General features: G+C 72.0%; 8 protein-coding genes. All 8 read left to right on the top strand.

Annotated elements, in window-relative coordinates:
* On the top strand, window positions 1-628 hold a 628-nt coding region (locus ACTOQ2_RS40575; protein WP_440106839.1), incomplete at its 5' end, for a beta-ketoacyl reductase.
* Between the two features lie 14 nt (window positions 629-642).
* Window positions 643-1,464 (top strand): hypothetical protein, encoded by an 822-nt coding sequence (locus ACTOQ2_RS40580; protein ID WP_440106841.1) that lies wholly within the window; start codon window positions 643-645, stop codon window positions 1,462-1,464.
* Window positions 1,461-4,544, top strand: coding sequence for a non-ribosomal peptide synthetase (locus ACTOQ2_RS40585; protein ID WP_440106843.1), 3,084 nt, complete (start codon window positions 1,461-1,463; stop codon window positions 4,542-4,544). The genes ACTOQ2_RS40580 and ACTOQ2_RS40585 overlap by 4 nt, the downstream gene beginning before the upstream one ends.
* A 129-nt stretch (window positions 4,545-4,673) precedes the next feature.
* Entirely contained in the window at window positions 4,674-11,036 is a 6,363-nt protein-coding gene (locus ACTOQ2_RS40590; protein WP_440106845.1) for an amino acid adenylation domain-containing protein, read from the top strand.
* Window positions 11,033-16,423, top strand: a complete 5,391-nt coding sequence (locus tag ACTOQ2_RS40595; protein WP_440106847.1) for an amino acid adenylation domain-containing protein — start codon at window positions 11,033-11,035, stop codon at window positions 16,421-16,423. Before ACTOQ2_RS40590 ends, ACTOQ2_RS40595 begins: the two co-directional genes overlap by 4 nt.
* The gene (locus tag ACTOQ2_RS40600; RefSeq protein WP_440106849.1) at window positions 16,420-17,493 is read left to right on the top strand and encodes a saccharopine dehydrogenase NADP-binding domain-containing protein; all 1,074 of its coding nucleotides are present in this window, start codon (window positions 16,420-16,422) and stop codon (window positions 17,491-17,493) included. The genes ACTOQ2_RS40595 and ACTOQ2_RS40600 overlap by 4 nt, the downstream gene beginning before the upstream one ends.
* Complete coding sequence (locus tag ACTOQ2_RS40605; RefSeq protein ID WP_440106851.1) at window positions 17,490-18,524, top strand: Gfo/Idh/MocA family oxidoreductase; 1,035 nt, start codon at window positions 17,490-17,492, stop codon at window positions 18,522-18,524. Before ACTOQ2_RS40600 ends, ACTOQ2_RS40605 begins: the two co-directional genes overlap by 4 nt.
* Window positions 18,521-19,261, top strand: coding sequence for a thioesterase II family protein (locus tag ACTOQ2_RS40610; RefSeq protein WP_440106853.1), 741 nt, complete (start codon window positions 18,521-18,523; stop codon window positions 19,259-19,261). Before ACTOQ2_RS40605 ends, ACTOQ2_RS40610 begins: the two co-directional genes overlap by 4 nt.
* Window positions 19,262-19,319 lie beyond the last annotated feature (58 nt).

The following is a 19,319-nucleotide window of genomic DNA, read 5'->3' on the forward strand; positions in this document are numbered from 1 at the left end:
CATCCCCGAAGGACTCGCCCTGCTCGACACCGCCCTGCACACCGACCACCCCGCCCTCGTCCCCGCACGATTCACCAAGGCCAGGACCCGCCCGCAGTCCCGTCGTACGCACCCCGCGCAGCCCCTGTCGGAGCGCCTGGCCACGATGGACCCGGAGCAGCTGCACGCCACCCTGGCCGATCTCGTCGCGGACCGGGTGGCGGCGGTGCTCGGGTTCGCCGACGGGTCGGCGATCGAACCGCGGCGCCAGTTCCAGGAGCTCGGCTTCGACTCCCTCACCGCGGTCGAGCTGCGCAACCAGCTCAACGCGGCGACCGGGCTGCGGCTGCCGGCCACGCTCATCTTCGACTACCCGAACCCCGGCGCGCTGACCCAGTTCGTCCTGGAGCAGCTCTTCCCGGCGGTGGCCGCGGCCGAGGCGACCCCGGCGCACAGCGACGCCGAGGTGCGCCAGTTCCTGACGACCATCCCCATCTCACGGCTGCGAGAGGCCGGGCTGCTGGACAGCCTGTTCCGCCTGGCCCGCCTCGACGACCGCGACGCGAACAACCCGACCGAGGCCGAGGCGATCGACACCATGGACGCCGACCTCCTGATTCAACTCGCCCTCGAAGGCGGGGGTTCCTAGCCAAGGAAGTGATCATGAATCTGGTAACCAGCTGGACGACGCTCAAAGAATCCGACTCGGCAGATCTCGTCCTCTGCGTCGACTTCACGGGAACCGGCCGCGCCGAGGCCGGCTTCTCCGACCTGGTCGCCCGGATGGACCTCGACGCGACCTTCTGGCACGTCGTCCCACCGGGGCTGGCGCCCGGCTCGGGTGTCGACGGGCCGGACTACCTCGGCTCGTGGCTCACGTCGATCATGGCGAGTGGCCGGACCGTCAGCGCGGTCATGGGCTACTGCGTGGGCGCCGTCTACGCGGGGGAGCTCGTCATCCGGCTCGCCGAGGTGCAGAAGCGGGCACCCGCGCTCATCATCTTCGATCCGGAACCCATCACCCTGGAGAACATCTACTTCCAGTTCGGCAAGGTCTTCGAGATCCTCTCCTCGATCCTCACCCCGGAGGACGTCGTCGTGACCCGGGAGGCGATGGACCGGCTGGTCCAGCAGGAGGGGATCACGATCGAGCGCTACGCCGAGCAGCTCTACGGCACCTTCAGCCGGATCGCCCACAACGCCTTCGAGAGGGTGGGGCTCGACGGGGAGTACGCCGAGGAGATGCTCGGCACGTTCAGCGCCTTCCTGTCCTACATGAGCCTGGCCGACCAGTTCGACCCGTGGGGCAACTGGCTGCGGGCCACCGCGGTGAGCTCGTCCACCTCGCACAACGGGTTGAACAAGCTGCGTGACACCGCCACCGGCCCGCTGGTGGCCGAGGAGCTCAGGTTCGAGGAGAGCCACGCGGAGCTTTTCAGATCCGACGAGATCGCCCGGGCCGTTACCAAGGTACTGGAGAGATGACCATGAAGCAGATGCTGGGTGAGCGGGCCACGCGCAAGGAGCAGGCGCTGTGGATGCTCGAAGAGCTCGTCCCCGGGACCGGGGTGAACAACCTGAGCGTGGCCTTCAGCGTGGCGGGGCGGCTGCGACGCCCTCTCGTCCTGGAGGCGATCAACCGCCTGCTGCATCGCCACGAGATCCTGCGAACGGTCTTCCGCGTCGAGGCCGAGGGGATGACGCGGCAGGTCCTGCCGATCGAGGAGATCGACCTGCGGATCGAGGAGGGCGGTGACGGAGCCTCACGGCAGTGGCTGACGGGGTTCCTCGCCCGGCCGTTCCAGCCCGAGGGCGAGCCGCTGGTGCGCGCCGCGGTCATCGAGGAGGCGGAGGGCGAGCTCTACTGCCTGGCGATCCATCACGCGGTCTTCGACGGGCTGTCCGCGGCGCTGCTGCTGAACGAGCTCGTCGCGCTCTACAACACCCTGGCGAGCGGAGGCGCGCCCGAGTCCACGGTCGTTCCGGCCTGGGAGGAGCCGGCCGCCGACCCGCGCAGCGCGGGCTTCTGGCGCGACAAGCTGGCCGGGTTCAGCGCCGCCGAGCTGGACCTGTGGTGCGAGAAGCCGGAGGCGTCCGAGACCACGCTCGCGGGCGACATCATCAACTGGGAGCTCTCTCCCGCCGCCCGCAAGGCGGCCAGGCAGATGCAGCGCGAGCTGCGCGCGCCGGAGTCCGTCATCCTCATGGCGGCGTACGGCGTGCTGCTCGCCGCCCACGGCGCGGGCCCCGATCTCACCATCGGCTCGCCCGTCAGCGTCCGCTCGCCCGAGGCCGGCCTGGCCATCGGCTACCACATCAACGTCCTCACCCTGCGCACCCAGATCGACTGGACGCAGAGTTTCCGCACGTACGCGCGCCTGACGCGCCGCACGTTCATGGAGGCCATGGCGCACGCCGACTACCCCGTCGACGACATGATGGAGCTCGTCTCGCGCGACGGCTGGCGCAACAACCTCTTCCGCCACACCTTCAACTACATCCCGGCCGACATCGGCGCCGAGTTCGTCCTGGACGGCATGCGGGCCGAGCAGGTGGTCGTCGAGAACGGCTACAGCAAGTTCGACCTGGAGTTCTTCGTCACCTCCACCCCGGAAGCGATCAAGATCAGGACCGCGTTCTGCGTGGACGTGCTCGACAGGGCCGACGTGGAGCTGCTGCTGGCCCGCTTCGACGAGATGCTCGTCACGCTCGCGGAACAGCCCGACAGGCCGCTCGGCGAGGCGCCCGTCTGGTGCTACCAGGACCGGGCGGCCATCGAGATGGCCAACGCGACGGAACGCAACGTGACGCCCGCGACCGTGCTGGAGATGATCGCCGGGCGAGTGTCGAGCGCTCCCGCCGAGGACACCGCAGCGGTCCTCGACGGCGATCGCCACATCGGCATCCGCCGGCTGTGGGCCGCCGCGGAGGCCACCCGCGACCGGCTGGTGGCGGCCGGGGTCGGCTCGGGCGACGTCGTCGCGCTGCTGGCGCGGCGCGGCCCCGAGCTGGCCGCCGCGGCGATCGGCGTGTGGCTCGCCGGGGCGGCCTACCTGCCGCTCGAACCCGACCACCCCGAGCAGCGCCTCGACTACCAGCTCGGCGACTCAGGCGCCGCGGTGGTCCTCGCCGGAGAGGGGATCCTCGTGCCCGGCGACCGTACCGTCCTGCCCCTCGTGGCGGTCGAGTCGGTGAGGCCGGTGACCGGGAAGGTGCTGCCGTCCAGCCCCGTCGGGCCGGGAGACCGCGCGTACCTGATCTACACCAGCGGCTCCACCGGGCTGCCCAAGGGAACGCTGATCGACCACCGCGCCCTCGCCAACCTGATCGCGCACTTCGCGCACCAGCTGACGGTGGACGCCGACGACACCGTGCTGTGGCTGACCACGTTCAGCTTCGACATCTCCGCCCTGGAGCTGTTCCTGCCCCTGACGACGGGCGCGCGGCTCGCCGTCGCGCCCGACGACGCCCGCACGCAGGGCGAGCCGCTCGCCGAGGCGCTGCTCCGCCACGACATCTCCATCGTCCAGGCCACGCCGACCACCTGGCGGCTGGTCATCGACCAGGTCGCCGGGCTGCTGGCCGGCCGCCGCGTGCTGTGCGGCGGCGAGCCGATGCCCGCCGTACTGGCCAGGCAGCTCACCGTGACCGGGTGCGAGCTCTACAACGTGTACGGCCCGACCGAGACCACGATCTGGTCCACCGCGGGCCGGATCGATCCCGCCGGCGACCGCGTCGACGTGGGCGTGCCGATCGCGAACACGAAGGTGTACGTGGCCGACCCCCACGGCCGGCCGCTGCCGGTCGGAACCCGCGGCGAGCTGTGCATCGCGGGCGACGGGCTGGCCATCGGCTACCACGACCGCCCCGAGCTGACCTCGGAGCGGTTCGGCACGCACGCCTGGTACGGACGTTTCTACCGCACCGGCGACCTGGCCCAGTGGACCAGGGACGGCAGGCTGGAGATCCTCGGCAGGCTCGACCGCCAGATCAAGCTGCGCGGCAACAGGATCGAACTCGCCGAGGTCGAGGGCGTGCTGCTCACCCACCCGGAGGTCCGGGCGGCGGCGGTCGTGGTCGTCGGCGACCCCAGCGCCGACGCGGTCCTGTGGGCGTTCGTGACGGCCCCCGGGAACCCCAAGGTGACCTCGGAACTGTGGGATCACGCCAGCGCGTCGCTTCCCTACTCGGCGACGCCGCAGGAGTACGTCGTCCTGGACTCCTTCCCGATGACCGGCAACGACAAGGTGGACTACCCGGCACTGCGCCGGCTGGCCACCGAGCTGCGCGGCGTCGCGTCCGGCCCGCAGGAGGCCGACCTCGTGGAGAGCAGCGGCGACGAGCTGACCGACTCGCTGGTCCTGCTGTGGAAGGCGATGCTGAACCGCGCCGACCTGGGCCCGGACAGCAACTTCTTCGCCCTGGGCGGGCACTCGCTGCTGGCCGTCAAGCTCCTCCAGGAGGTCAAGCGGGCGACCCAGATCCGGCTCAAGCTCAAGGACATCTTCGAGGAGCCGACACCCGCGGGCCTGGCCCGCAGGCTGCACGCGACCACCACCGGCTGATCTCGCCGGACGCGAGCCAGCCGGCCTCGTCAGACGCGAGCCGGCCGCGCTCGCCGGACACGAGCCGCACGAGCCGCACGAGCCGGCCGAACCCGTCAGACACGACACGAAGATTGGGCTCTCGTTGTGATGGAAGAAACCGTGGTCGCCGCGCTGACGATGGAGTCGATGCGCGCGGACATCGCAGACCAGCTGGGCATCGCCCCTTCCGAGGTCGGCGACGACGCCGACCTGGTCAGCCTGGGCCTGGACTCGCTCCGGGCCATGCGGCTGGCCGGGCGCTGGCGGCGCGCGGGAGCCCGTATCGTCTTCGCCGAGCTGGCGGAGGAGCTCACGCTCACCGCCTGGTGGTCGCTGGTCCGCTCGCGGCTGTCGCCCGCCGTCCCGGCCGAACGGGGGCGGAGCGTGGACGAGACGGCCGCGTTCCCGCTCACCCCCGTACAGCTGGCCTACTGGATCGGCCGCGCGGACGGCCAGGTCATCGGGGGCGTCGGCTGCCACGCCTACCTTGAGTTCGACGGTTTCGGCGTCGACCCGGCGAGGCTGGAACGGGCCGTACGCGCCCTGATCGACCGGCACGGGATGCTGCGCGCGATCTTCCACGACGACGGTACGCAGCAGATCATGGACACCAGCCCGTGGCCGGGCCTGACCGTGAACGACCTGTCGGAACTCGGCGAGGACGCCGCCGAGCACCTGCGGGACCGGCTGTCGCACCGCCGTTTCGACGCCGCCCGCGGCGAGGTCTTCGACGTCCAGCTGTCACTGCTGCCGGGCGCCCGCTCCAGGGTCCACTTCGAGGTGGACTTCCTGGTCGCCGACGTGCTCGGCCTCCAGATCCTGATGAAGGATCTGGCACGTCTCTACCTGGAGCCCGACCGGCCGCCCGCGCCGCTGGCCTGCTCGTTTCCCCGGTATCTCGCGGCGCGCGACGCGGAAAGGTCCCGGGAGCACGCCAGGGACCGGGAGTACTGGCTCGGACGCCTGCCCGACCTGCCCGGCGCGCCGCAACTGCCGCTCGCGCTCGACCCGGGCCGGGTCACCCGGCCCCGTTTCGTCCGGCGCGAGAGGTGGCTCTCCCTCGCCGCGTGGCGGCGGGTCCAGGAACAGGCCCGCGCGCACGGGCTCACCCCGGCGATGGTGCTCGTCGCCGCCTACTGCGAGGTCCTCGCCGCCTGGAGCGGCGATCCGCGCTTCCTCGTCAACGTGCCGCTGTTCGACCGCGACGAGACCGTCCACCCCGACGTGGCCGGCATGGTGGCCGATTTCACCAACCTGATCCTGCTGGCCGCCGACCTGTCCGAGGCGCTGCCGTTCGCGGAGCGCGCCAGGACGCTGCAGGCCACGTTCCGCGCCGACGCCCGGCACACCGGCTACTCCGGCGTCGAGGTGCTCCGTGACCTCGCCCGCGACGGGGAGCACACGGGAGCGCCGGTCGTCTTCGCCTGCAACCTGGGCACCGAGCTGATCGTCCCCGAGGTCCGCGAGGCGTTCGGCGAGCCGGGATGGATGATCACCCAGACGCCGCAGGTCTGGCTCGACAACCAGATCAACGAGTACGAGCACGGCCTCCACCTGGCGTGGGACGCGGTGGAGGAGCTGTTCGCGCCGGGCGTGCTGGACGCGATGTTCGACGCGTACGGCCGGACGCTGGAGTGGCTGTCGGAGGGCGACTGGTCGGCCCCGGCCCCGGTCGGCCTGCCGATGGAGCAGGAGTTCGTCCGCGAGCAGGTCAACGACACCTCCGGCCCGCTGCCCGAGAGCCTGCTGCACGCGGGCTTCTTCTCCTGGGCCGGGCACGAGCCCGAGCGCACCGCGCTGATCTCGGACGGGAACCGCGTGACCTACGGGGAGCTGGCGGGTCGGGCGTTGGGGGTGGCGGGGTTGTTGCGGGGCTGGGGTGTGGTGCCGGGGGATGCGGTGGGGGTGGTGGTGCCCAAGGGTGTGGATCAGGTGGTGGCGGTGCTGGGGGTGCTGGCCGCGGGCGGTGTGTACGTGCCGGTGGGGGTGGATCAGCCTGCTGCGCGGCGGGAGTCGATCCTGTCTCGCGCCGGGGTGGTGCGGGTGCTGAGCGAGGAGTCGGTGGCCGAAGCGCTCTTGAGCGAGCGGCTGGCGGGTCCGGTGGGGGTGTCGCCGGATGCGGCGGCGTATGTGATCTTCACGTCGGGTTCGACGGGGGTGCCCAAGGGTGTGGAGGTCTCGCATCGGGCGGCGTTGAACACGGTGGTGGATGTGAACGAGCGGCTGGGGGTGGGCTGCGGGGATCGGGTGCTGGCGGTGTCGGCGCTGGATTTCGATCTGTCGGTGTATGACGTGTTCGGCCTGTTGTCGGCAGGTGGCGCGGTGGTGCTGGTCGCCGAGGACGAGCGCAGGGACGCGCAGCGGTGGGCGCAGTTGTGTGTCACGCACGGGGTGACGATCTGGAACAGCGTCCCGACGTTGCTGGAGATGTTGTTGTCGGTGACCGATCGGGTTCCGCCGCGGTTGCGGGTGGCGCTGGTGTCGGGTGACTGGGTGGGGTTGGATCTGCAGGCGCGGCTGGCCACGGGTAGTGGTGGCCGGTGCCGGCTGATCGCGCTGGGTGGTGCGACGGAGGCGGCGATCTGGTCGAACATCTGGGAGGTGGCGCACGTTCCGGCGCACTGGACGTCGGTGCCGTACGGATTCCCGTTGCGTAACCAGAGGTTTCGGGTGGTCGACGGGCGAGGCCGTGATTGTCCGGACTGGGTGGCCGGGGAGTTGTGGATCGGCGGCGCCGGGGTGGCGTTGGGGTATCGGGGTGATGAGGCGACGACGGCGGCGAAGTTCGTGCACTATGGCGGGCAGCGCTGGTATCGCACCGGTGATCTGGGCCGCTACTGGGCCGATGGCACCCTGGAGTTTTTGGGCCGCGCCGATCATCAGGTGAAGATCCGCGGCCACCGGCTGGAGCTGGGCGAGGTCGAAGCGGCCCTGGAGGCCTGCCCGTCGGTGAGTCGCGCGGTCGCCGTTGCGGTGGGTGAGCGGCGCCAGCGCCGGCTGGCGGCGTTCGTCACCCCGGCCGATGCCGACCCCGATCAGGTGCGCGCCTTTTTGACCGACCGTCTCCCCGCCCACGCCATCCCACCGACCATCACCGCCCTGGACGAGCTCCCCCTCACCCCCAACGGAAAGATCAACAGATCCGCCCTCGTCTCCCTCGCGGAGGACACGCCGGTGATCGAGGCGGGGGAGGCGCCCGCCGGGGCGGCCGAGATCCTGCTCGCCGAGATCTGGGCCGGCCTGCTCGACCTGCCCGAGGTGCACCGCGCGGACAACTTCTTCGCCCTCGGCGGCGACTCGCTGCTCGCCACCCGCATGATCGCGCGGCTGCGGTCGGCGGGTGTCACCGACGCCAGGCTGACCCTGCTGTTCGACTCGCCGGTGCTCGCCGACTTCGCCGCGACCCTCACCCTGGACGAGACGCTCGTGCCCACCACGGTGCTGGGCGCCGACCTCGAACACCGCCACGATCCGTTCCCGCCGACGGAGGTGCAGCGCGCCTACTGGCTCGGCCGCGCCGAGCACTTCACGCTCGGTGGCGTCGGCTGCCACTTCTACACCGAGTTCGACGGCGACATCGATCTCGACCGGCTGCAGACCGCGTGGAACCTGCTGATCGAGCGGCACGAGATGCTGCGCGCCGTCTTCGACGAGGGAGGGTTCCAGCGCATCCTGCCCGAGGTGCCGCACTTCACGATCGCGATGGTCGACAGCGCCGAGCAGCTGCGCGAGCAGATGTCGCACCAGGTGTTCGACCCGGCCACCTGGCCGCTGTTCGACGCGCGGGCCGCGCGGCACGAGGGCCGCGTCCGGCTGGGGGTGAGCTTCGACAACATCATCATCGACGCGTTGAGCACGATGGCCTTCTTCGCCGAACTCGACCTGCTGTACCACGACCCCACCGTCGTGCTCCCACCGCTGGAGGTGTCGTTCCGCGACTACGTGCTCGGGCTCACTCCCGATCGCGCGGTCTTCGAAGCGGCCAAGGAGTACTGGGGCGGCCGCCTGCCCGAACTGCCCCCCGCGCCGCGGCTGCCGCTGCGCGTCGACCCGGCCATGATCGACCGGCCCAGGTTCGTCCGCCGCGAGGTCAGGATGGACGCCGAACGCTGGCACCGCGTCTCCGAGCTGGCGAGGAAGCACGACCTGACCGCCTCCACGGTGCTGGCGGCCGCCTTCGGCGAGATCCTCTCCGCCTGGAGCGCCCAGCCGGAGCTGACGCTCAACCTCACGCTGTTCGACCGGCGCGAGGTGCACCCCGACATCCACCGCGTCCTCGGTGACTTCACCTCGCTGATGCTCGTCGGCTACCGGTCGGGATCCGGCTGGCTGGAGGGCGCGCGCAGGCTGCAGGAGGAGGTCTGGCGCGGCCTGGAGCACGGCGAGGTCTCGGCCGTGTGGGTGATGCGCGAGCTGGCCAGGCGGGCCGACTCGATCGAGATGACCATGCCCGTGGTGTTCACCAGCATGCTCGGCGTCGCCGACGGCGGCACGTTCGGCCCCTCCTTCGCCGAGCAGGTCTGGGGGGTGTCGCAGACCCCGCAGGTCTGGCTGGACTACCAGGTGGCGGAGGTCGACGGCGAGCTGCTCGTCCGCTGGGACGCGGTGGAGGAGCTGTTCGCGCCGGGCGTGCTGGACGCGATGTTCGACACGCATCTGAGCCTGCTGCGGTGGCTGTCGGAGGGCGACTGGTCGGCCCCGGCCCCCGTCGGCCTGCCGGTGGAGCAGGAGCTCGTCCGCCGGCGCGCCAACGACACCGAGGGTTCCCTGCCGGACGGCACCCTGCACGGGGCGTTCTTCACCCGCGCTTTCAGCGAGCCGCACCTGCCCGCGCTGATCTCCGACGCCGTCACGGTCACGTACGGGGAGCTGGCGGGTCGGGCGTTGGGGGTGGCGGGGTTGTTGCGGGGCTGGGGTGTGGTGCCGGGGGATGCGGTGGGGGTGGTGGTGCCCAAGGGTGTGGATCAGGTGGTGGCGGTGCTGGGGGTGCTGGCCGCGGGCGGTGTGTACGTGCCGGTGGGGGTGGATCAGCCTGCTGCGCGGCGGGAGTCGATCCTGTCTCGCGCCGGGGTGGTGCGGGTGCTGAGCGAGGAGTCGGTGGCCGAAGCGCTCTTGAGCGAGCGGCTGGCGGGTCCGGTGGGGGTGTCGCCGGATGCGGCGGCGTATGTGATCTTCACGTCGGGTTCGACGGGGGTGCCCAAGGGTGTGGAGGTCTCGCATCGGGCGGCGTTGAACACGGTGGTGGATGTGAACGAGCGGCTGGGGGTGGGCTGCGGGGATCGGGTGCTGGCGGTGTCGGCGCTGGATTTCGATCTGTCGGTGTATGACGTGTTCGGCCTGTTGTCGGCAGGTGGCGCGGTGGTGCTGGTCGCCGAGGACGAGCGCAGGGACGCGCAGCGGTGGGCGCAGTTGTGTGTCACGCACGGGGTGACGATCTGGAACAGCGTCCCGACGTTGCTGGAGATGTTGTTGTCGGTGACCGATCGGGTTCCGCCGCGGTTGCGGGTGGCGCTGGTGTCGGGTGACTGGGTGGGGTTGGATCTGCAGGCGCGGCTGGCCACGGGTAGTGGTGGCCGGTGCCGGCTGATCGCGCTGGGTGGTGCGACGGAGGCGGCGATCTGGTCGAACATCTGGGAGGTGGCGCACGTTCCGGCGCACTGGACGTCGGTGCCGTACGGATTCCCGTTGCGTAACCAGAGGTTTCGGGTGGTCGACGGGCGAGGCCGTGATTGTCCGGACTGGGTGGCCGGGGAGTTGTGGATCGGCGGCGCCGGGGTGGCGTTGGGGTATCGGGGTGATGAGGCGACGACGGCGGCGAAGTTCGTGCACTATGGCGGGCAGCGCTGGTATCGCACCGGTGATCTGGGCCGCTACTGGGCCGATGGCACCCTGGAGTTTTTGGGCCGCGCCGATCATCAGGTGAAGATCCGCGGCCACCGGCTGGAGCTGGGCGAGGTCGAAGCGGCCCTGGAGGCCTGCCCGTCGGTGAGTCGCGCGGTCGCCGTTGCGGTGGGTGAGCGGCGCCAGCGCCGGCTGGCGGCGTTCGTCACCCCGGCCGATGCCGACCCCGATCAGGTGCGCGCCTTTTTGACCGACCGTCTCCCCGCCCACGCCATCCCACCGACCATCACCGCCCTGGACGAGCTCCCCCTCACCCCCAACGGAAAGATCAACAGATCCGCCCTCACCACCACCCTCGAACCCCCACCCGACGACGATCCGCCGCGACCGGGAACGGAACAGCGGCTCGCCGAGCTCTGGGCGGAACTCCTGGAGATCCCGGCACCGGGCCGCAACCAGAGCTTCTTCACCCTGGGAGGCGACTCGCTGCTCGCCACCCGCTTCGCAGAGGTGGCCAGGCGGCGGCTCGGCGTGGAGGTGACCCTGCGGCGCTTCTTCGCCGCCCCCACCATCGCGGACTGCGCCCTGTCCATCGACGACGACCATGACACGGAAGAGGGCGTGCTGTGACCCAGGCCCAGGCACCTGCCGTACGCGGACTGATCGCCGACATGGAGTCGGCGGGGATCAGATTGTGGGAGGAGGAGGGGCAGCTCAGGTTCCGCGCCCCCAAGGGGGCGCTGACCGAGGACCGGCGCGCGGTCCTGCTGAACGCCAAACCGGAGATCATCGAGCAGCTGCGCCGTGAGACCGCGTCGGAGAGCGTACGGCCGGAGCCGGAACGGCGCCTGGACCCCTTCCCGCTCACCGACGTCCAGCAGGCCTACCTGGTCGGCCGCAACGACGCGTTCGGCTACGGCGGCGTCGCCTGCCACGGCTACGTCGAGGTCGCCTTCGCCGAGCTCGACGCGGACCGCGTCCAGGCAGCCTGGCGGACCCTGATCGGCCGCCACGACATGCTCCGCGCCGTGATCCATGCCGACGGCCACCAGAACGTCCAGGCCGAGGTCCCCGACTACGACATCCGGGTGGCCGACCTTCGCGGCACCGACCCCGAGGAGAGCCTCGCCGCGATCCGCGAGGAGATGGCGCACAAGGTCTACCCGCCGGGCGCCTGGCCGCTGTTCGAGCTGCGGATCACCCACACCGACGGCGCGGCCCTGCTGCACGCCTCGATCGACCTGCTCATCGCCGACTACGTCAGCATCCAGCTGCTGCTCGCCGAGCTGCACCTGTTGCTCGACGACCCGGACACCGTCCTGCCGCCGGTGCCGCTGAGCTTTCGCGACTGCGTGCTCGGCCTGCGCTCCCAGCGCGAGAGCAGCCGGTACGACCGGGACCGCGCCTACTGGTGGGCCAGGATCGACGACCTGCCCCCCGCCCCCGAACTGCCCGCGCTCGGCCAGGACGCGGGCGCCAGGTTCACCCGCTGGGAGGCCACGCTGGAGCCGCGCGAATGGGCGCTGCTCCGCACCCGCGCGAGCGCGGCGGGCATCACCCCCTCGCAGGCCGTCCTGGCCGCCTACGCCGAGGTCATCGGGCGATGGAGCCGCAGGCCCAGGTTCACGCTCAACCTGACGCTGCTCGACCGCCCGCCGCTGCACCCGCAGATCGACGAGGTCGTGGGCGACTTCACCTCGCTCAACCTCCTCGCCGTCGACACCGCGCCGGACGCCTCGTTCGCCGCCCGCGCCACCGCCATCGGCGAGCAGCTCTTCACCGACCTGGAACACCGCCGCTGCGGCGGCATGGAGGTGATCCGCGAGCTGGCCCGCAAGCGGGGCAGGGCCGCCGCCCTGATGCCCGTGGTGTTCACCAGCGCCATCGGCATCGGCCAGGACGAGGCCGAGCACGGCATGCCGGTGTACGGCATCAGCCAGACCCCCCAGGTGTGGGTCGACTGCCAGGTCAAGGAGTACGGCGGAGCGCTGCTGATCAACTGGGACGTCCGTGAGGGGGTGTTCCCGGACGGTCTCGTCGACGACATGTTCGCCGCGTTCACCGACCTCCTCGGCCGCCTGACCGAGGAGGAGGCCTGGGCGTCCGCGTCTCCCGTCGAGCTGCCCGACATCCAGACGCGCCGCCGCGACCACGTCAACGACACCGTCGCGCCGCTCCCGTACGGCCTGCTGCACGACGAGGTCGTGGCCCAGGCGGGGCGCACCCCCGAACGGGTCGCCGTCGTCGGCGACCGCTCGCTGACCTACGGCGAGCTGCTGGTACGGGCGTCGGGGGTGTCACGGGCGTTGCGCGAGGCGGGGCACTCACCGGGCGAGATCGTCGCCGTGGTGATGGACAAGGGCGTCGAGCAGGTCGTGGCGGTGCTGGGCACCCTGCTGGCCGGCGGCGTGTACCTCCCGGTCGACACCGGCCAGCCGCCGGGCAGGCGCGACCGCATCCTCGCCGACGCCTCGGCGCGCCTGGTGCTCACCCAGTCCTGGCGGGCCGAGGACGGCTGGATCGCGGTCGACACCCTGCCGCCCGCGCCCCCGGGCCCGGTGATCGAGCGGCATCCGGACGAGCCCGCCTACGTCATCTACACCTCCGGTTCGACCGGGACGCCCAAGGGCGTGGTGATCAGCCACCGGGCGGCGCGCAACACCGTCGACGACATCGGCGCCCGTTTCGGCATCGGCGCCGAGGACCGGGTGCTCGGCCTGGCCAACCTCGGCTTCGACCTGTCGGTCTACGACATCTTCGGTCCCCTCGCCACCGGCGCCGCCCTGGTGCTGCCCGACGCCCTGCGCAGGGGAGACCCCTCCCACTGGGCCGCGCTCGTCGCCGAGCACGGGGTCACGGTCTGGAACTCGGTGCCCGCGCAGCTGCAGATGCTGGAGCACTACCTTGAGGCGGAATCCCAGGTGGAGCTGCCCTCGCTGCGGCTCGCCCTGCTCTCCGGCGACTGGATCCCGGTGGCGCTCCCCGGCCGGATCCGCCGGCGGCTGCCCGGCCTGGAACTGGTCAGCCTGGGCGGGGCGACCGAGGCCGCGATCTGGTCGATCTACCATCCCATCGGCGCGGACCTGCCCGGCTGGGCCAGCATCCCCTACGGCAGGCCGCTGGCCAACCAGAGCTTCCACGTCTACGACGCGAGCATGCGGCCGAGCCCCGACTGGGTGCCCGGAGAGCTGTACATCGGCGGCGCCGGTGTGGCGCTGGGCTATCTCGGCGACGAGGCCAAGACCGCCGAGCGGTTCGTCCACCATCGCGGCGAGCGCCTTTACCGCACCGGCGACCTCGGCCGGTACCGGCCGGACGGGAACATCGAGTTCCTCGGCAGGGAGGACTCCCAGGTCAAGATCCGGGGCCACCGCATCGAGCTGGCCGAGGTCGAGACCCAGCTGCAGGCCCATCCGGCCGTCGCCGCCGGCACCGTGATCGTCGACGGCGACCGCGCGCTCGACCGGCGGCTGATCGCCTTCGCGCAGGCCGCGCACAAACAGCAGGCCGCGCGGAATCAGGAGGAGGACGCCGTACCGGACGTCGGCGCGGCGGCGAAGGACGCGGCGGACGCGGCGACCGCGGGCGTCGACCTGCCACGGGTGATCGCGGTGGCCGAGACGCTCGACGAGATCGCGCTCGCGTCGATGGCGGCCGCGCTGCGCGCCTCGGGGCTGTTCGCCCGCGACGACGACGGGCACGAGGCGGCCGAGATCCTGGAGACCGCGCGGGTCAGGCCCGACCACCACCGGCTGGTCCGCCGCTGGCTCACCGCGTTGTGCGAGCACGGCCTGCTCGACCTCGACCAGGCGGGCCGGTACCGGAACCTGCGCACCGGCGCCGACCTGGACGCGCTCTGGCGCCGGGTCGGCGAGCTGGCGGACGGGCTCGACTACGGCGCCGAGCTGATCGGCTTCCTTCGCGTCAGCACCACGCACCTGCCCGAGCTGATGCGCGGTGAGCTCGACGCGCGCGATCTGCTGTTCCCCGAGGCGGGGGTGGAGACGGCCGAGGGCGCCTACAAGGACAACGTCCTCAGCCGCTACGTCAACCGCGTCGTCCGGGCCGTGATCGGCCGCGTGGCGGAGGAGCACACCGGCGGGCCGCTGCGCGTGCTGGAGGCCGGCGCGGGCGTGGGCGGCACCAGCGCCGAGCTCATCCCCGAACTGGCCGGTCACCGGGTCGACTACCTCTTCACCGACCTGTCCAGGTTCTTCCTCACCCGGGCGGCCGAGCGGTTCGCCGACCACCCCTGGGTGCACTACGGACTGTTCGACATCAACGCCGATTACCGCGACCAGGGCTACGAGCCCAACTCCTTCGAGGTCATCCTCTGCGCCAACGTCCTGCACAACGCCCACGACGCGGGCGTGGTCCTGGACAGGTTCCGCGAGCTGCTCGTGCCGGGCGGCTGGCTGGTGTTCATCGAGACCACCCGGGAGCACGTGCAGATCATGAGCTCGATGGAGTTCCTGATGAGCCCGCGCGACTACGACGACGTGCGGCGCGGCCGCGACCGCACGTTCATCACCCGCGAGGAGTGGCTCGGACTGCTGGCCGCGGCCGGGGCGGAGACCCTGGCCTGCCTGCCCGGGTCCGCCGACCCGCTGGCGCCGCTGGGCCAGTGCGTCTTCGCCGCCCGCTTCCCCGCCGACCGCGAGCACATCGACCTCGCCGAGCTGCGGGCCTTCCTGGCCGAACGGCTGCCCGACTACATGATCCCGTCCCACATCCAGGTGGTCGACGAGCTGCCGCTGACCGACAACGGCAAGATCGACAGGACCACGCTGGCCACCCTGCTGCCCCGGGCCGCGGGGGAGGCGGCACCCGCGGGCGAGGAGCCGCGCGACGATCTCGAGCAGCGGCTCGCGGCGCTCTGGGCGGAGCTGCTCGGCCTCCCGCGCGTCGGCCGCGACCAGGACTTCTTCACCCTGGGCGGCGACTCCCTGCTGGTCACCCGGCTGGCCGGGCGGGTCCGCGAGGAACTGCCCGAGGCGGGCAACTTCTACTGGGACAGCCTCGTCCGCCAGCTGGTCAACCAGCCGACCGTCGCCGCGCTGGCCGCCCACCTCCGCCAGGCGCGCGAGGACCGCGACCACGGGCTGACCCGCACGCACGCCAGCTCGCTGGTGCGCCTGTCGGAGGGCGAGGGGACGGCCCGCGTGCTGGTCCACGACGGCACCGGAACCCTCACCCCCTACCGGGCCCTGGCCGCGGAACTCGCCGGCACGCCGGTGTTCGGCCTCGCGATCGACGACGCCGAGCGCTACCTGGAGCTGGACCCCGACACGGCGGCCGAGACGCTGGCCGGATCCTACGCGCGGCTCCTGCTCAAGGAGGGCGTGACGCGCGTGCGCATCGTCGGCTACTGCATGGGCGGGCTGATCGCCACCGAGCTCGCCCGCCAGCTCACCGAGAGCGGCGCGGTCGTCGAGGACCTCACCGTCATCAGCAGCTCGCGGTTCCCCTACCGGATCACCGACGAGCTCATGCTGGAGTACGGCTTCGCCCAGGCGTGCGGCGTCGACCCGGTCCGGCTCGGCTACCCCGGCGGAGACCTGGCCAGGGCGCTGCACGCCGTCCAGGAGGGCTCGCCGGGACAGGTGCGCGAGGGAAGCCTGGCCGCCCTCGCGGACGACCCCGACCCCGGGCTCGCGGAGATCGGCCGTCGCTTCACCGCGCTCGCCCTGCCCCCGCACCGGGAACGGCTCGCCGCCCTCGCCCGCGAGCTGGGGCAGCCGCCCGAGCGGGTGGAGCTCGCCCACCGGGTGTTCAGGCAGAGCTTCGCGGCCGTCACCCACTACGACCCCGAGCCCTACGCCGGTGACATCACGTTCCTGCGCCAGCGCGGCGTCACCAACGTCGTGCCGACCCTCCAGGACGACATGACCGAGTTCTGGCGGGAACTCTGCCTGGGCCGGCTCACCGTCATCGACGTGGCGGGCGACCACTTCAGCTGTCTCGACCAGGCGCACGCCCCGGGCGTGGCCCGGCTGATCACCGGCGGTTCGGCATGATCGGGATCGTCGGAGGGTACGGCGCGGTCGGCGGTGCGGCGGCGCGGCTGCTCGCCGGCCGTGGCGTCCGCGGCGTCCGTATCGGCGGGCGCGACCTGGAGGCGGCCCGCCGCTTCGTCGGCGAGGAGCTGGGCGGCCGCGGCGAGGCCTGGCAGGTGGACGCCTACGACGAGGCCGCCCTGGCCAGGTTCTGCCGGGGCTGCACGGTCGTGGTCAACTGCGCCGGCCCCTCCTACCTGCTGCTCGACCGGGTGGCGCGCGCCGCGTTCCTCGCCGGGGCCGACTACGTGGACGCCGCGGGCGACGGCCCGGCGTTCGCCGGGCTCGCGAGCACGGGCACGGCCGGGGCGACGGCGGTGCTCTCGGCCGGGATGCTGCCCGGCCTCACCGGGTTGCTGCCGCGCCACCTCGCGCGGTTCGCCGGAGCCGGCCCGCACCGGCTCGACGTGTACACCGGCGGCCTCGACCGGCTCACCCCCGCCGCGGCCGGGGACGTCCTGCTCAGCGGCAGAGGAGATCACGGCGAGGCGCTGGCCGCCTGGCGCGGCGGCGCCACGGTCTCGCGGGCGCTGGCCCCGGCGTACGGCGTCGAGCTGCCCTACTTCCACGGACCGGTCACCGCCTACCCCTTCCTCGGCGCAGAGGCGGCGCGGGTGGCCGGGGAGCTGGGGCTGGAGGAGGCGCGCTGGTACAACGTCATCACCGGTGACCGCGTCATGGCCGCGATGAGCGCGGCGGTCTCGGCGGCCGACCTGATGCGCGTGGCCGAGTTGGAACTGGCCGGGCGCACCCCGTACTACGTCCTGCTCTTCCAGCTCAGCGGTCCCGGCACCACCCGCACGATGGCGCTGCGGGTGGACGACTCCTACGAGCTCACCGCCGCGGTCGTGGCGCACACGACGGAGGCCGTGCTGCGGGGCGAGGTCGAGGCCGGCCTCCACTACGCCGACGGCGTGCTCGACCCCGCCAGGATGCTGGCCGACCTGGAACCCGTGGCCAAGATCGAGATCTCTGACGACATCCCGAGGATCGACCTGGCCGCGCCGGCGTTCGAGGAGGGCGCGCTGTGAAGCGGGTCGTGGTCTGCGGGACGAAATTCGGCCAGGTCTACCTGTCGGCCCTGGCGGACGGGCCGTTCGAGCTGACGGGCATCCTGGCCCGCGGGGGCGCCCGGTCCGCCGGATACGCCAGGGCGTACGGCGTGCCGCTGCTCACCGACCCCGACCAGGTGCCCGACCTGGCCGACCTGGCCTGCGTCGTCGTGCGTTCCGGGGTCGTTGGGGGAGAGGGCAGCGAGCTGGCCAAGGCGCTCCTGGCCCGCGGCGTCCACGTGCTCCAGGAGCACCCGCTGCACGCGGACGAGCTGGCCCGGTGCCTGCGCACCGCGCGGGCCTCGTCGGCGGTTCACCACGTGAACACGCTCTACGTGCACCTGGAGCCGGTGCGCCGGTTCGTCGAGGCCGCCCGCCGGCTGTGCGAGCTCCAGCGGCCCCTCTACGTCGACGCCGCCTGCAGCGTCCACGTCGCCTACGCCCTGTTCGACATCCTCGGCCGCGCGCTCGGCGGGCTGCGGCCGTGGACGTTCGGCCCGGTGGCACAGGGGACGCCGTTCAGCTGCCTCACCGGCACGATCGGCGGCGTGCCGCTGACCCTGCGGGTGCAGAACCAGATCGCTCCCAACGACCCCGACGCCCACCTGCACCTGTTGCACCGCATCACGCTTGGCACGGAGGGCGGCAACCTCACGCTGGTCAACACGCACGGGCCGATCGTGTGGAGTCCCCGCATGTACGTCGGCCGCGACGCCGACGACCGCTTCGACCTTGAGGAGGGCCACCTCCGCCTGCCGAGCGCCACACTCCTCGGACCGGAACAGGCGCCGACATTTCAGGAAATTGTCGGATCACTGTGGCCGAGCGGTATCCGGCGCGCGCTGACCGACCTGCGCCAGGCCGCAGAAGAGGCCGTCGATCCGATGCGGCAGGGCCAGTACTACCTGACGCTCAGCCGCCTCTGGCTGGACGCCACCGCGGCGATCGGCCGTCCCGAACTACTGGTCCAGGCCGCACCACGCCCCCTTTCCGCAGCGGAGATCTCATGAGCTGGTTCCACTGCTACGACCCCAGGCCGCGGTCGGGACTGCGGCTGTTCTGCTTCCCGCACGCCGGCGGCTCGGCGAACTTCTACCGGTCCTGGCACCACACCCTGCCGCCGGCCGTCGAGGTGCGCGCCGTGCAGTACCCGGGACGCGCCGACCGGCGCGCCGACCCGCTGATCGACGACGCCCACCACATCGCCAAGCTCGTCACCGACGCGATGGCGCCCCTCCTCGACCGGCCGGTCGCGCTGTTCGGGCACAGCATGGGAGCCCTCATCGCCTACGAGGTGGCGCGCGAGCTGGAGGCGCGCGGCCGGGGCGTGGTGCACCTGTTCGCCTCCGGGCGGCACGCGCCGCACGACCACCGGCCGGGCGACGCCCACACCACCGACGAGGACCTGATCTCCGACCTGGTACGCCTCGGCGGCGTGGAGGAGGAGCACCTGGCGGATCCGGTGATCAGGGAGCTGACGCTGCCGGTGGTCCGCAACGACTACCGGGTCGACGAGACCTACCGGCACCGTCCGGGCGGCCTGCTGCACTGCCCCGTCACCGCGATGCTCGGCGACGGCGACCCCGAGGTGACCCCGGAACAGGCCGCGCGGTGGAGCGAGCTGACCCGTGACCGGTTCGCCGCCCGCGTGCTGGACGGCGACCACTTCTACCTCGTACCAAGGCGGACGGACGTGGTCGCCCACGTGCTCCGCGCCGTCTCCATGGCCTGGCCCTCCACACCGTAGGGAACGCCTTGACTTCCTCCCCGCGGCTGGAGCCGGGGGATTCCACGCCGGAGGTATT

It is taken from the genome of Streptosporangium sp. H16 (genome assembly GCF_051918855.1).
GTDB lineage: Bacteria > Actinomycetota > Actinomycetes > Streptosporangiales > Streptosporangiaceae > Streptosporangium.